Raw genomic sequence first — 14,020 nt, 5'->3', positions numbered from 1 at the left:
AGTTGTACGTGACAATTTTTTAAAAAGCTGTTAAATGCCGGCACTGCAAAATAAGGTTCGGATCAGGACACAGCTGCGCGAACTTATTTAAATCGGCCAGGCTACATACTCCCGGAAAGTCACCCTGAAGGCCAAGCATATGGCTAATTACCTGAAAATGAAGGTGCGGCGGCCAATCACCGTTTTCGGGAAAAGTGCCAATAGTACCTAATTCCTGGCCTATTGTAAAAACATCGCCGGGGTGTAAATTTCGTAAAGATTGCCGGCCCAGATGACCGTAGAGTGTAAAAAATTTAAAATTTTTAATGGTATGCTCCAGAATAATAGTCGGTCCGTAATCCCCAAAAAAAACATTATCTTTAAATGAATGAACAACTCCCGCCAAAGGAGCCAAAACGGGAGTGCCGGCCTCCACCCAGATATCCACGCCTAAGTGTATGCTGCGGTTAGCGAGATCACCGGCGAAAAGCTTGCTTCTTCGGTAAATAATTCGGTTTTCCAGATAACCGCCGATGCCAACAGTAGCTTGCTGCTGCTGCAGCAATTTATTTACAAAAGCAGCAAACTGCCCGGTGTTTTCCAGATTTTCGCTCGCCAATAAAGCATTGTGGGCGCTAAAATCTAAACGGCAAACCGTGTTGGCATTTAAGTCGAGAGGTAAAACCGGACCGAATTGAGTTTGATGTTTAGTTAATAGTACAGTGGGCGAAACCGGCATAAGCAAATTTTTTGGTTTAAAATTAAAAAAAATTAAACCTTTAAACCACAAGGGAGTTTTCCGAACGTTAATTGTTAATTGCGCCTCGCCAAATTACCTTTGCGCAAAGATTATATTATGAGTGAATTAATCCTACAACTGAAGGTCGTGGACATTACCCGGGAAACTGCGGATGCCATAACCATTCATTTAGAACATCCCGATAAAATAGCGGTACCTTACCAAGCCGGGCAGTTTTTAACGTTAATAGTGCCGGTAAATGGGAAAAAAGAGCGACGGGCTTATTCATTATGCAGTTCTCCGGTGGAGCAACCGCGCCTTTCGGTAACGGTCAAGCGGGTAAAAGGCGGCTTGTTATCTAATTACCTGATTAACCAATTAAAAGTAGGAGATCGCCTGGAGGTTTTAGCACCCATGGGTAATTTCAATATAATCCCGGAACCTACCAATCGCCGCACGGTGGTATTAATAGGAGCGGGCAGTGGCATTACGCCGCTAATGGCGATGGCGAAATCGGTATTGCACCACGAAACCGCCAGCCAAGTGTGCCTTATCTACGCTAACCGGAATGAAGAGTCCGTTATTTTTAAAAATCAACTAAAAACCCTGGAGCAGCAATACCCCGAGCGGTTCCGGGTAACGCATGTTTACAGCCAAACAACTACTTTAGAAACTACTCCTAAAGCTAATTCCTCATTTTTCGGCCGTTTGTTTGGTAAAAGTAAAGAAACTGCTCCGGGCACCTCGCCGGCGGAAGAACTTAATACCATTTACTCCGGGCGGTTAAACCAGAAGATGCTGTTAACTATTCTGGAGAAATTAAAAATCCGTAATACAACAGCTACCGAATTTTACTTGTGCGGCCCGGAAGGTTTGATGGAAGAAGCAAAAGCTGCTTTGCAGATTTTACAGGTACCCAACCACCAGGTTTTCAAAGAAAGCTTTGTAAGTTCCGGCCATAACCCCGTAAATACGGGAGCTGGTTCTACCGCAAAGGAAGAAAACACCACCACTATCCAGGACCAATCGGTTACTATTTTGTTTGAAGGCCAGCAGTACGTAGTAGCAGTTACTAAAGATGAAACTATTCTGGAAGCCGCTTTAAGCCAAGACATTGATTTGCCGTTTTCGTGCCAGGCCGGTTTATGCACGGCCTGTCGGGGTAAATGTTTAGCCGGCAAGGTGCATCTGGATGAACGGGAAGGCTTATCGGACGCCGAAGTAGCCCAGGGCTTCGTGTTAACCTGCGTGGGCCACCCTTTAACGAACAATGTGATTATTGAAATTGGTTGATTTTTTGTGCGCCATTTGCTTCGGTATTTCTTCGGACAAGGATTGGCACAAAAGAAAATGCGCCCTAGAGAAAGTTGATTTAAGATCGAATTATATTAATTTTTTAAATTTTTACTTTGGTAGCGGTTAAAATACCTTGCTCAACAACCAAGTGCCTGTTCTAAGTACTTGGACAAAATTAAACAGATGGACAGGTTCGATAAGTAGTTGATTTTGAGAATACTAACAATCGAACAACGACCAACTACTTACTTAGATAAAACAAAAGATTTAAAGGAAAGATGATGAACCCAAACACCACGATAGAACTACCACAGCGGCCCACCCGCCACTTTTTACCGCAACAATTTGCAGTAAATGATTGGGCTACCCTAGAACCTTACCTGCAAGAGCTGCAAAACCGGCCTCTTCATTCTGCGGCAGACCTGGAAAAATGGATGCTGGACCGCAGCGAACTCGAAAGTATATTTGGGGAAGAAATTGGCTGGCGTTACATCCGGATGACCATCAACACGCAGGATGAAGCCGCTACGGAAGCATTTCAGTATTTTGTGACCGAGATAGAGCCCAAAGTAGCGCCTTACGACCACGCCCTGAACCAAAAGTTAGTAGAGTCGCCGTACCTGCCGGAATTGGATCAGGAAAAGTATCGCATTTATTTACGATCGGTACGCCGGCAATTAGAAATTTTTCGGGAAGAAAACATTCCCTTAAAAACCGAGATAACCACCAAACAGCAACATTACGCCGCTATTACCGGAGCCATGACCGTGACCTTGGATGGCGAGGAAATGACTTTGCCCCGCGCCGCCGACCGCCTGAAAAGCTTAGACCGGAACGTACGGGAGCAATCTTATTTAGCCATTCAAGAACGACGCCTGCAGGACAAAGACCAACTGGATACGCTATTTACCGAACTCACGCACTTGCGCCACCAGGTAGCGGTAAACGCCGGCTTCGCTAATTTCCGTGATTACATGTTTGCTGCTTTGGGCCGCTTTGATTATACCCCGCAGGATTGTTTTGATTTTCACGCGGCCATCCGGGAATACGTGGTTCCCCTGAACCGGGAACTGGACCAACAACGAAAAAAAGCCTTGCAATTACCGGCGCTTAAACCCTGGGATTTAGACGTCGATGAAACCGGCCAACCGCCCCTGGAGCCTTTCCGGACCGGCGAGGAATTATTAGCCAAAACCATTCAGTGCTTTTACGCGCTCGATCCTTTTTTAGGCGATTGCCTGGCTACCATGCAGCAAATGGGGCACCTGGATCTGGAGTCGCGGAAAGGAAAAGCGCCCGGCGGTTATAACTATCCTTTGGAAGAAATTGGCGTGCCTTTTATATTTATGAATGCTACCTCGTCGTTGCGCGATGTGGTTACTTTGCTGCACGAAGGCGGCCACGCGGTGCATTCGTTTTTAACCCGTAATTTAGCTTTAAACGCTTTTAAACAAACGCCCTCCGAAGTTGCCGAATTAGCGTCTATGTCGATGGAGCTGATCTCCATGGATCAATGGCATTTGTTTTTTTCGGACGCACAGGAACTACGCCGGGCTAAAAAAATGCACCTGGAAGGAGTACTGGAGACTTTTCCCTGGGTAGCCACCATCGACCAGTTTCAGCATTGGGTTTATGAAAATCCAAACCACTCGGTAGCCGAGCGCCACGGTAAATGGGTCGAAATTTTTGAAAATTTTAATCAGCACGAAGTGGATTGGCAAGGATTAGAGCACGTGAAACCCTACATCTGGCAAAAGCAATTGCATCTGTACGAAGTGCCTTTTTATTACATTGAGTACGCCATGGCCCAATTAGGCGCGATTGCCGTCTGGAAAAATTATAAAGAAAATCCGCAAGTTGCCTTGCAGGGCTATAAAAATGCTTTGGCGCTGGGTTATACCGCCTCTATTGGCGAAGTGTACGCCGCCGCCGGTATAAAATTTGATTTCTCGGGCGCTTATATTCAAAGCCTCACCGATTTTGTACGCCAGGAAATGGCTAATTTGTAAATAACTGGTTGGTAGCTTAAAATTGATATGCTATCAACCGGCTATATTTTCGTTATTGTTGCTCAAGCAAAATGTTCCAGGGCGAAGCGAAGTAAGCTATTTTTACCGGTTAAGTTTAGTTTTTTGGCAATATTCATGCGGTGATTAAAAACAGTTTTCTCGCTGATAAACAACTCGTCAGCGATTTCTTTACTAGTTTTATACTGGGCTACCAACTGCGTGATTTGGCGTTCGGCAGGCGTTAATAGTTCCAGAACTTCCTGAGTTTTTTGTTTGGCTGTGTTCTGGGGTTTGCGCAGCAAAAACAACGACATTTCCGGACTGATATACGGGTTACCCGCTGCCACAATCCGGATAGCGTGCATAATGTCGGTAACGGCGTTTTCTTTTAAAACATACCCACAAATACCCAATTCCAGCGCTTTTAACAAAGGCGCTTTTTCTTTGTGCATGGTAAGTAAAATAATAGGCAGTTGGGGATTAATTTCCAGCATTTTCTCCGCGGCTTCCAAGCCATTCATGCGGGGCATGTCAATATCCAGTACCACTACATCGGGCCGATAGGTTTGCACGGCCATAAAAGCCTCCTGTCCGTTAGTAGCTTGAGCGATTACGGTAAAATCTTCTTCCATTTCCAATCCCTCCCACAGTCCTTTTAAAAATATGGGATGATCATCGGCAATAATAAGATTAAGTTTTTTCATGATTGGGGTTATCAGAGGAAAGAGGTACGTTTATTTGCATGATGGTTGTCCGGGGAGTGGTTGCTATAAAGGTAAGCCGGCCTTCTACGAGGTTAAGGTATTCCTGCAAACGGCAAAGTGCAAAATTTTTTAAAAATTCAGTAGCCAGGAAGCTAAAAAAAGTAGCGGGCCCACTTACGTGTATTTCCCAGATTACCGTTGTAGGGCGGGTATACGCCTGCAAACGCACCCTGGCAACTTCTGTTTGACTTTGAATAAGCTGCCAACATTCCTGCATAATCCGGTAAATATAAATTTCGCGTTCTTTCGGAAAAAGCTGGTCCAGAGGGGGTAAATCAACTACCAATGGCCAGGATACCGTTGGGGCGATAGCATCCACTAATCCCCGCACCGCCTGCGTTAAGCCCAGTAAGTTTAATTCAAAAGGCCGTAGTGCGTACGACATAGTTCTTACTTGTTGCAAACTGTCCGTTACTATTTCGGCTAAGGTATTTAATTGCGCCCAGGTATCTGATTTTTCCGGTGGATGCGTTTTAATCTTTAATACTTGGTTTTTCAGCAGAATTAAACTTTGCCCCAGTTTGTCGTGCAGTTCCTGGGCAAGGCACGCCCGTTCCTGTTCCTGGGCTTGCAGTAGTTCTTGCGCTAGAGAATTACCCGGAATAGCTGGAGTTTCGTGGGTGGGGCTGTCTACTTTGGCAGTTGCTGCTTGCGAAGACGCGGCCGGGCCGCTTTGCCAAGACAAAAACTTATTAGGGGGAATAAATTTTGGTTGGTAGGTACTCCAGTTTGAACTTGCTTGGGGCAAACAGGAAAAGAATATTGCAGCAGGCATAGTTTTGTATCTGGTGGTTAAAAGCTCCCGCATCTTATTTCTAAGATAAGGACCTGCTTTCAATCATTTTATTTGGTTTTGGAATAAACAAATCTACTACCAGCGCCGGGGAGATAAAATAGGTAGTGCCCCTCAATTAATGGAGCAGTACTGCCCAGATAAAAAACGGTTAATTAGCAGGCGTTGGGTGACTCTCAGAATAGGAGGTACGAGGAAGCCTTTTATTAAAAAATTTAAAAATTTACGGGTCAGCCAAGATAGCGAATACCATAAAGCCGGTTTTTGTTTAGATTGAGTAAGGGAGATTTCGGGATACTTTACGCATTAGGCGTTCTACTAATTCTTTGTTGGCCGCGGTAAAATCATCGTCCACTATCTTAAAAAAACGCCAGAGTAACTCGCCGTTTTGGCCATGGTAAAGCATTAAGGTTAAGGAACCCAAACCTGTTTTGCCTACATAATCGCGCCGCATTACGGCGGTTACAAAAGCAGATCCATCCGCCTGGGTTTGTTCCAGATCAAATTTGCCATTCAGTACGGCATCTACCCCTAAGGCTTGAGCCATTTGGTCCGGAGTAAAATTTTTTAAATTACCGTACATGCCGGCTTGTTCCAGCAAGGCGTTGGTTTTATCTACGTCCTGGAAAGTAACCGAATACGATTTTACCCTGCGCGCGAAATACGTGTACAAGCTTTTTTGAATATTTTGACCCAGACGAGCTTCTTGCTCCTGATGCACTTTCGCGTTAAAATTTTTAGGCAGCTTCGCGTACGTAATTTTGGCTTCTACCGGCAGAATAGCTACGGTTTGGTGCGTCCGGATTTGTTTGGGTAACTGCGGACTCGTAAAAATTTGTTTAGAACTTTCGCTCAAAAAGCCTTGGGCATGTACCAGAGTAGAACTCCACACCAAAAAAACGAGTAAGCACAAAGTTTTCATAGATTCGGTAATGTTTGGAATAATTAGTTGGTAGCGGTTTTTGCAGGTATTTAGTGGATTAGAAACAAAAGAAATTTAGCTGATAAGAAAACTCCCGCTGCTAAACAAATCAGCAGCAGGCGTTTATGAATTTATTTGGTAGCCGTTTTTTGCTGTGGTTTGTAGATAGCGCCGGTAGCAAAATCTACGGCCAGGCTGGGCCAGAATAAGAGTACATCAGCAACCAAAGCGCCCACCCGGATTTCGCGTTGTGGCTCCCCCGCCGCCGGTCGGGTTTTTTGATAGTCGGTTACGCGGCCACCAAACAAGGTAGCACAGCTGGACATGGAAACAGTTAAGGCAAATACGGCGGAAGTTTTAATTACTTTTTTCATGGTTTGTATGTTTTTTTAAATTTTAGAGTTACCTGCGTTGTTTAATAAGGAACTACCAGATAGCTAAGCGCTAAAGCTATTATTTCTTAGAATGATACAAAGGTATAGGGGATAGGTGCCAACGCGAATAAGTACTAGTACTCAATTATGATGAGTCGTACTGCTCATGCCTTTTTTTACCAGTTTAGGGTAACCGTTCGGTTCGAGGTATCACCTGCTTACAGGCTGGCCTATCTCGATAAATAGCGCATCTAAACCGACTTGCTTCGAGTTTTACCCATAAAAAAAGGGGCTAAAAAGCCCCTTGGAAAAGTAAAAATTTAAAAAAACTACATTGCTCCCTGAATAATTTCGTCTACCACCAACGGGTCGAGTAAGGTACTGGTATCGCCTAAGTTGGTGGTATCGCCTTCGGCTACTTTGCGTAAGATGCGCCGCATAATTTTGCCGGAACGGGTTTTAGGTAAACCGCTTACAATTTGAATTTTATCGGGTTTGGCTATTTTGCCGATGTGTTCCACTACGGTTTCAATTACTTCGGCCCGAACGTTTTCCGGGTTAGCCGGAGCATCTTCGCCGCAGATCACAAAAGCATAAATACCTTGCCCTTTAATGGCGTGGGGGTAGCCCACTACCGCACTTTCCACGATGTGCCGGTTTTGATTAATGGCATTTTCAATCTCGGCGGTGCCAAAGCGGTGCCCCGACACGTTGATGACATCATCTACGCGGCCAATAATCCGGTACAAGCCGTTTTCGTCGCGCCGGGCCCCGTCGCCGGTGAAATATAAATTTTTGTAGGTGCTAAAGTAACTCAGGCGGCAGCGTTCGTGGTCGCCGTAAGTAGTCCGGATAATACCGGGCCAGGGAAATTTGATGCATAAATGGCCTTCCACTTCGTTTTCGGTAATTTCTTCGCCTTCCGAAGTTACCAATACTGGTTGAACACCCGGCAAAGGTAATCCGGCGTAACTGGGTTTCATGGGAGAAATACCGGCCAAGCCGGATAACATAATACCCGCCGTTTCGGTTTGCCACCAGGTATCAACCACCGGGCATTTTTCCTTGCCCACGTGAATGTGGTACCAATGCCAGGCTTCTTCGTTAATGGGTTCGCCCACCGAACCCAATACTTTCAAAGAATCCAGGCTATACGATAAAACGTGGTCAATACCCGCGGCCATTAACGACCGGATAGCCGTAGGAGCCGTATAAAAAATATTGACGCCGTGCTTATCAATTACCTGCCAAAACCGGCCCGCATCGGGATAGCTGGGTACGCCTTCAAACATTACCGTGGTAGCACCTGATAAAAGCGGACCGTACAACAAGTAAGAATGGCCCGTAATCCAGCCGATATCGGCGGTACACCAGTACACATCACTTTCGTCGTATTGAAACACGTTCCGGAACGTGTAATCGGTGTATACCATGTAGCCCCCGCAGGTATGTACTACTCCTTTGGGTTTGCCCGTTGAGCCCGACGTGTACAAGATAAAAAGCATATCCTCGGCGTCCATTTCTTCGGCTTCGCAGTTTTTATCTACTTTTTGCAACTCGTCGTGCAGGTATACATCGCGACCCGGCGTCATTTTTATCGCCCAGCCTAACCGATCCACCACAATTACTTTTTTCACGCTGGGGCAACTTTCCAGGGCTTCGTCTACTACGCGTTTCACCGGAATTTGCTTTGCTCCCCGGTTTAACCCATCAGAGGTTAACACCAAACTAGCTTGGGCATCGTTAATGCGATCGGCCATGGAATTAGCGGAAAAGCCCGCAAAAATTACCGAATGCACTGCTCCTACACGGGCACAAGCCAGCACACTAAAAGCTAACTCCGGAATCATGGGCATATAAATGCAAACCCGGTCGCCTTTCTTCACGCCATTATTACGCAGCACATTCGCCAGTTGGCATACTTTCTCGTGCAGTTCGCGGTACGTATACCGGATAAATCTTTCCTTGGGGTCGTTGGGCTCCCAAATTAAAGCCAGTTTGTTGCCGCGGGTTTTTAAATGCCGGTCCAGACAGTTTTCAGTGATATTTAATTTGCCGTTCACAAACCATTGTACCCGCGGCTCCTCAAAATTCCAATCCAACACCTGGTCCCAAGGTTTTCGCCAAGTAAAACTTTCGGCAATGTCGGCCCAGAAAGCTTCCGGTTCCTGGACGCTTTTTTGGTAGGCGGCTTGGTACTCGTCGAATGATTGAATGCGTGAACTCATAAGTTTAGCTGCGATTGGTATTTTTTGAAAAGGAAAATTGCGACTTTGTGGGGTATTAAGCAATAATAATTTTTAAAAATTAACGAGTACCCAGAGTTAAGTAAATGGACACAAGTAGTAAGCCACCAGTATCAAGACAAAATAAAATTTAATAAATTAAATATCAGCAATTTAACCTTGTATTTTCAATATTGGAATGTATCTTTCAATTGGTCCTTTTACTTATTAACTTTATTTCTGAGTTAGAAGAAGCGTTTTGAGGCCACCGGCTTGCGTAAAAATTTAAAAAATATACCATTATAGACTTGCTTTTAATCCGGAAGCTTCTATTCGTATTTTCTAGATAATCTCGTTCCCGTATGGATAAATCTTTAACACCAGAAAAAGTAGTATGTCGCACATAGTTTAGCAGGGAAATAAATCGAGCCATCTGCGGAGTGAAACCCGCCCTATAACCAATTACCTAAAATTTTGCTTTTCCAGGTCGATGTACCTTCTTGGCTTGTTATTTATCACTAGGATACAGAGCCCATCTTGGTTTGGTAGTTGGTCTAGCCAGTTCTTTTCTGTGCTGTATCCGACTAACTTAACTTTTTGATAATTTATAAATTCTTCCAAATTCATTCTTTTAATGCCGCTTACGGTTCCGGCTTTCTGCTGTGCGGGCAGTATTGTTGCGTCTGCTAAATAATTTACTAAAGACGGATAGAATTATAAATGATGAGGTGAGAAGTGTCAGCCCGCACAGCAGAAAGCCATTTGTTGGTGGTAGTTTTACTTTTGCCTTATATTAGAGGAATCTTTGCAGCCGGTAGGATGATAATAGAGCTTCATCCTGCTCAGTCAATATTTCGGAAGCAGCAAGTCTACCGGCAACAGCGGCAAGTGTTACCCCTGAGTGCATAACAAAAAGATACAGACACCCAACATCCTTTACTCTCCCAATGATTGGCAAACCATCTATTGGCAATGGTCGCTTGCCCACTTTAACATTTACAAGCCTTAGTTGCTCAGCACCTTGCCAGTGGTGTTTGATTGTTTCTAGCGTGCGTTGCGCTATCGCTGTTGGATTGAAGATTCATCAATATAATTTTCTGCAGCCAATGTTAGTGTATCCGAAGCCGCACGTATCTCCATAAAGGGATTAGAAACAATATGATTCACGAACCGGTCTGGATTATGAAGCTCCATTAAAATAGCGGGTGATACATCAATTGGTAACTTCAAATGTAACGGATGGCACAGTGAAACTGTATTTACTCCTGTTGCTAACACTACCACATCAGCTATTATAGTACCCTTGTTCGTTGCTACTCCTTCTATAGCTGATTTATTAATTAATAAAGAAAGTACTTCCGCATCAAGTAGAACTTTTGCACCCCATTCCTGAGCAGCCTTGATAAATAAATTTGTAGTAAGATTAGGATTTATTGCACCTTCATCTTCAGCAAACATTGCCAAGGAAGGTACAGTTTTGAGATTAGGCTCCAACAAACGGAGTTCCTGTTCTTCAACCAGGCGCACTTTAGAGTCGGAGTGTTTAAGTTTACACATCCACTCTTCTGTTTTCTCATTACTTTCAAGCCAGGTCAAAGCGCCTGTCCAGTCAATTTTAAGCCGCCTGTTTAGTTCGTCTTCCACTCGATGCCAATCACTAATTGCTTGCTGTCTTAGAGACATATACATCTGTGTTGCATCATATCCTGCTACAATCCAGGCAAACGATTTTTCTGTTGCCTCATTAGCTGGTTTAGCCGCTTTGTCAAGCAATGTAACACGTGCATTCTGTTTGGCTAAATGATAAGTAAGACTAGCACCTACAATACCAGCACCTATTATTATTATATGAGGGTGTTTCGAAGTCATAGAATTACTCCAAATTAATCTCTGAAGGTTATCATGAAAATTACCACTAACGGTTGGGCTAAAATGCGTTTTAATGGTTTTTAGGTGTTGTGTGTGCCCAGCATGGCACGAGTAATATTACGCAAGTAATATACTCAGATTATCCAGCAGGTGCAAATCCTGTATTGGCAAGTTGGTGAAGCCAATTAGCAAGTCGCAAGCTGGTTTGGGGTGACCCATGCAGGGAAGGAAGCGGAACTGCAAACTTCTGAACGGACGAACAGAAACGGTATAAGAGGCCGGGAGTCGTGGGTAAGCAAGCACCTCTTGGTGAAGCCCTGGGCCCACAAACGATTCTTGGTAGATGCCGCCGGTTTAGAAGGAAGGATAAGGGTCTTACCTGGGGAGGTCTCGCGGCCACGAGTTGGCAAGGGAGAAGTCAGCAGCGGCCATAGTAGCCGCCCGGAAACGAGCCGTAAGCACTACGGAGGTCTCACCGGGCAGAGAAGGGCCAAACGTGAAGTTGTCCGAAATCCGATAAGCAGGTTCAAACATTATAGTTTGCTAGCCTTATCTCAAACTAGGACAAGGGTACAATCGGTGTAAAGAGCGATTATACTATCCTTAACGAACCGCCGAATACGCGATCCGTACGTTCGGTGGTGTGAGGGGTGCACTGGCAGTCAATTGGCTGTCAGCCATCCACTCGATTAGGCGACGTTTTTCTTTTTTTCTTATAAATAAAACTCTTGTGATAAGGTGAACTTTTCAGGAAACAAGATCCGCTCCTTACTTGAGTTATTTATCTTCTTAATCAGGTCAGGAATCAAATAAGTAGCTTTTAGAGTAGTGTCATTGATAAGCTCTAAAGTCATAAATGGTTTCCCAATAAATCTTTTGTCGGTTTTGTTTATAGCTTTTACAATATCAAAGTCGTACTTACTATCAATTAGGTTATCCCAATACAATATTATTTGATTATCCTCAACCTTAAATGGGTAAAAAAGCCAACATTCAGGAGAGTAAGACATAGAAAGAGTATCCTGGTTGCTAGAGTCAAAATGTAACGCAAGAGAGGCCGTACTATCTTTCAGCTCGACCCATGCATTAAATTTTTTGCTTTGAACTACTTGATTAATTGATGTAAAAGTTATTCTACTTGTATCTAATTGAGGAATTCCTGTTTTTTTATTTTCAATTTTGCCTTTTGCTGTCTGCACATTCCTCTGGCTAGTAGTAGAGGTCGAATCGACTTGATTACAAGCTGTTAAAGCTATAAAATTCAGGATAATGAGACAATGTAGTTTCAATTTTATCTTCTTTTAAATGCATTATAACTACCAGATAAACGGAGTTACTCCGGTTATCTGCATTATATTTACCTTTATTATTCCACATATCCACCCAAAATTAACCGATAACCGGAACAATATTGTTTTGTTTACCGGTATTCAGGATTGTTTAAAACTACTTTTTTAAAATTTTCCTTACTCCGCGCCAATTCCTAAATACGTGCGTAATTTTTCTGATTCAAATTTTTCGGCGGCGGCAATTTCGGGTTTTAACAGGGAAACCAGTATTCCGACTAAAAACGCGGCCGACATAGATACTAAAGCCGGATTCTTCAGTGGAAAGATTGCTTCGGGGTAATGCAATAGATCAACCCAAATGGTGGGGCTGAGAATAATTAACACTATAGAAAGAAAAGCACCCGTTGCAATGCTCCAAACAGCGCCCTGCGTAGTAAATCTCCTCCAGATAATGGACATTAATAAGGCTGGGAAATTAGCACTGGCCGCAATGGAGAAAGCCAAGCCCACCATAAACGCTACATTTTGTCCTTTAAATACCAAGCCCAGCACAATCGAAAGAATACCTAAAGCAATAGTGGCCCGTTTCGCTACTTTCATCTCGCCTTGTTCGTGAGATACGCCTTTTTTAAAAACGTGCACGTACAAGTCGTGCGAAATGCTGCTGGCACCCGAAAGCGTTAAGCCCGCTACTACCGCCAGAATAGTAGCAAAAGCCACCGCCGCTATAAAACCTAAAAAAGCGGTTCCGCCGGTTTGTTCCGCGAGTAAAAGCGCCGCCATATTGCCACCTTTGTCAATACTTTCTATAACCGGTTTACCCACCAATACCATAGCCGAAAAACCAATAAAAAAAGTAAGAATATAGAAATAACCGATAAAACCCGTGGCTACAAAAACGGATTTGCGGGCGGCTTTGGCATCGGGTACCGTGTAAAAGCGCATAAGTATGTGCGGTAAACCCGCGGTACCCAACATTAAAGCTAATCCCAACGATAAGGCATCGAAAGGATTGGTAATAAATCCGCCTGGCGAAAGCATGGCTTCGCCGTACTTTTCCGACACCGCCTGAAACAAAGAAGCCGGGCTAAAATTAAAAGTGGCTAAGGACAAAATAACCAAAACCGTAGCGCCGCTCAGTAACAATACCGCTTTGATAATTTGCACCCAGGTGGTGGCCAGCATGCCGCCAAACAGCACGTAGCCGGTCATAACGGTGCCTACTACTACCACAGCTAGTTCGTACTGTAAACCAAACAGCGTTTTTATTAAGCCGCCCGCGCCCACCATTTGCGCAATCAAGTAAAAAGCAATGGTAAGCAGCGACCCTACCGACGACACAATGCGGATGGGGCGTTGTTGTAGGCGGTAAGCTACCACATCGGCAAACGTGTATTTACCTAAGTTACGCAGCGGTTCCGCGATTAAGAACATAATTAACGGCCAGCCCACTAAAAAACCAATTGAGTAAATTAATCCATCGTAACCCTTGGTGGCCACCATGCCCGCAATACCCAAAAAAGAAGCGGCACTCATGTAATCGCCGGCCAAAGCCAGTCCATTTTGAAAACCCGAAATATTTCGACCAGCGGCATAAAACTCCGAACCGGTTTTAGTTTTTTTAGCGGCCCAATAGGTGATATACATGGTAATAGCCACAAACAAAAAAAACATAACCATAGAAACCGGATTGGCGGTACCCAAAGTGGAGGCAACCGGCAGGGCGGGCGCTTGCAGGAACAAAGTAAAAAGCAGCATATA

General features: G+C 44.3%; 12 protein-coding genes. 3 read left to right on the top strand and 9 right to left on the bottom strand.

The window, feature by feature from the left end:
- Positions 1-19: 19 nt before the first annotated feature.
- The gene (locus AHMF7616_RS10455; protein ID WP_115375554.1) at positions 20-718 is read right to left on the bottom strand and encodes a peptidoglycan DD-metalloendopeptidase family protein; all 699 of its coding nucleotides are present in this window, start codon (positions 716-718) and stop codon (positions 20-22) included.
- 117 nt (positions 719-835) lie between these two features.
- Here AHMF7616_RS10455 and AHMF7616_RS10450 point away from each other — a divergent pair, with 117 nt between their 5' ends.
- Positions 836-2,011, top strand: coding sequence for a ferredoxin--NADP reductase (locus tag AHMF7616_RS10450; RefSeq protein ID WP_115375553.1), 1,176 nt, complete (start codon positions 836-838; stop codon positions 2,009-2,011).
- A gap of 284 nt (positions 2,012-2,295) precedes the next feature.
- On the top strand, positions 2,296-4,023 hold the full coding sequence (locus AHMF7616_RS10445) for a M3 family oligoendopeptidase (protein WP_115372834.1): 1,728 nt from the start codon (positions 2,296-2,298) through the stop codon (positions 4,021-4,023).
- Between the two features lie 62 nt (positions 4,024-4,085).
- Here the strand turns inward: AHMF7616_RS10445 and AHMF7616_RS10440 are convergent, their stop codons facing one another.
- The 7 genes from AHMF7616_RS10440 to AHMF7616_RS10405 form a co-directional block, all read right to left on the bottom strand.
- Positions 4,086-4,727, bottom strand: a complete 642-nt coding sequence (locus AHMF7616_RS10440) for a response regulator transcription factor (protein ID WP_115372833.1) — start codon at positions 4,725-4,727, stop codon at positions 4,086-4,088.
- Complete coding sequence (locus tag AHMF7616_RS10435; protein ID WP_158546138.1) at positions 4,714-5,562, bottom strand: sensor histidine kinase; 849 nt, start codon at positions 5,560-5,562, stop codon at positions 4,714-4,716. Before AHMF7616_RS10435 ends, AHMF7616_RS10440 begins: the two co-directional genes overlap by 14 nt.
- A 286-nt stretch (positions 5,563-5,848) precedes the next feature.
- Complete coding sequence (locus tag AHMF7616_RS10430; protein ID WP_115372831.1) at positions 5,849-6,502, bottom strand: hypothetical protein; 654 nt, start codon at positions 6,500-6,502, stop codon at positions 5,849-5,851.
- A gap of 131 nt (positions 6,503-6,633) precedes the next feature.
- Entirely contained in the window at positions 6,634-6,876 is a 243-nt protein-coding gene (locus tag AHMF7616_RS10425) for a hypothetical protein (protein WP_199474165.1), read from the bottom strand.
- A 329-nt stretch (positions 6,877-7,205) separates the two neighbouring features.
- On the bottom strand, positions 7,206-9,125 hold the full coding sequence (gene acs, locus AHMF7616_RS10420) for an acetate--CoA ligase (RefSeq protein WP_394335781.1): 1,920 nt from the start codon (positions 9,123-9,125) through the stop codon (positions 7,206-7,208).
- Between the two features lie 1,035 nt (positions 9,126-10,160).
- The gene (locus AHMF7616_RS10415) at positions 10,161-10,970 is read right to left on the bottom strand and encodes an NAD(P)/FAD-dependent oxidoreductase (RefSeq protein WP_115372830.1); all 810 of its coding nucleotides are present in this window, start codon (positions 10,968-10,970) and stop codon (positions 10,161-10,163) included.
- Between the two features lie 713 nt (positions 10,971-11,683).
- Entirely contained in the window at positions 11,684-12,259 is a 576-nt protein-coding gene (locus AHMF7616_RS10405; protein ID WP_115372829.1) for a hypothetical protein, read from the bottom strand.
- A gap of 16 nt (positions 12,260-12,275) precedes the next feature.
- Here AHMF7616_RS10405 and AHMF7616_RS26370 point away from each other — a divergent pair, with 16 nt between their 5' ends.
- Positions 12,276-12,428, top strand: coding sequence for a hypothetical protein (locus tag AHMF7616_RS26370; RefSeq protein ID WP_158546137.1), 153 nt, complete (start codon positions 12,276-12,278; stop codon positions 12,426-12,428).
- An 8-nt stretch (positions 12,429-12,436) separates the two neighbouring features.
- Here the strand turns inward: AHMF7616_RS26370 and AHMF7616_RS10400 are convergent, their stop codons facing one another.
- Positions 12,437-14,017: a sodium:solute symporter family transporter gene (locus tag AHMF7616_RS10400; RefSeq protein ID WP_115372828.1), complete on the bottom strand. Its 1,581-nt coding sequence runs from the start codon at positions 14,015-14,017 to the stop codon at positions 12,437-12,439.
- Between the last annotated feature and the right edge of the window lie 3 nt (positions 14,018-14,020).

The sequence above is a fragment of the Adhaeribacter pallidiroseus genome, from assembly GCF_003340495.1.
In the GTDB taxonomy this organism is placed as follows: Bacteria; Bacteroidota; Bacteroidia; order Cytophagales; family Hymenobacteraceae; genus Adhaeribacter; species Adhaeribacter pallidiroseus.
The sequence above is the reverse complement of the archived record's forward strand: the minus strand, read 5'-3'. Positions and strand labels throughout refer to the sequence as shown.

Excerpts from the sequence above, each read along its gene's own strand:
- AHMF7616_RS10455 (WP_115375554.1), bottom strand. The coding sequence starts at position 718 with ATGCCGGTTTCGCCCACTGTACTATTAACTAAACATCAAACTCAATTC.
- AHMF7616_RS10450 (WP_115375553.1), top strand. The coding sequence starts at position 836 with ATGAGTGAATTAATCCTACAACTGAAGGTCGTGGACATTACCCGGGAA.
- AHMF7616_RS10445 (WP_115372834.1), top strand. The coding sequence starts at position 2,296 with ATGAACCCAAACACCACGATAGAACTACCACAGCGGCCCACCCGCCAC.
- AHMF7616_RS10440 (WP_115372833.1), bottom strand. The coding sequence starts at position 4,727 with ATGAAAAAACTTAATCTTATTATTGCCGATGATCATCCCATATTTTTA.
- AHMF7616_RS10435 (WP_158546138.1), bottom strand. The coding sequence starts at position 5,562 with ATGCCTGCTGCAATATTCTTTTCCTGTTTGCCCCAAGCAAGTTCAAAC.
- AHMF7616_RS10430 (WP_115372831.1), bottom strand. The coding sequence starts at position 6,502 with ATGAAAACTTTGTGCTTACTCGTTTTTTTGGTGTGGAGTTCTACTCTG.
- AHMF7616_RS10425 (WP_199474165.1), bottom strand. The coding sequence starts at position 6,876 with ATGAAAAAAGTAATTAAAACTTCCGCCGTATTTGCCTTAACTGTTTCC.
- AHMF7616_RS10415 (WP_115372830.1), bottom strand. The coding sequence starts at position 10,970 with ATGACTTCGAAACACCCTCATATAATAATAATAGGTGCTGGTATTGTA.
- AHMF7616_RS26370 (WP_158546137.1), top strand. The coding sequence starts at position 12,276 with ATGCATTATAACTACCAGATAAACGGAGTTACTCCGGTTATCTGCATT.
- AHMF7616_RS10400 (WP_115372828.1), bottom strand. The coding sequence starts at position 14,017 with ATGCTGCTTTTTACTTTGTTCCTGCAAGCGCCCGCCCTGCCGGTTGCC.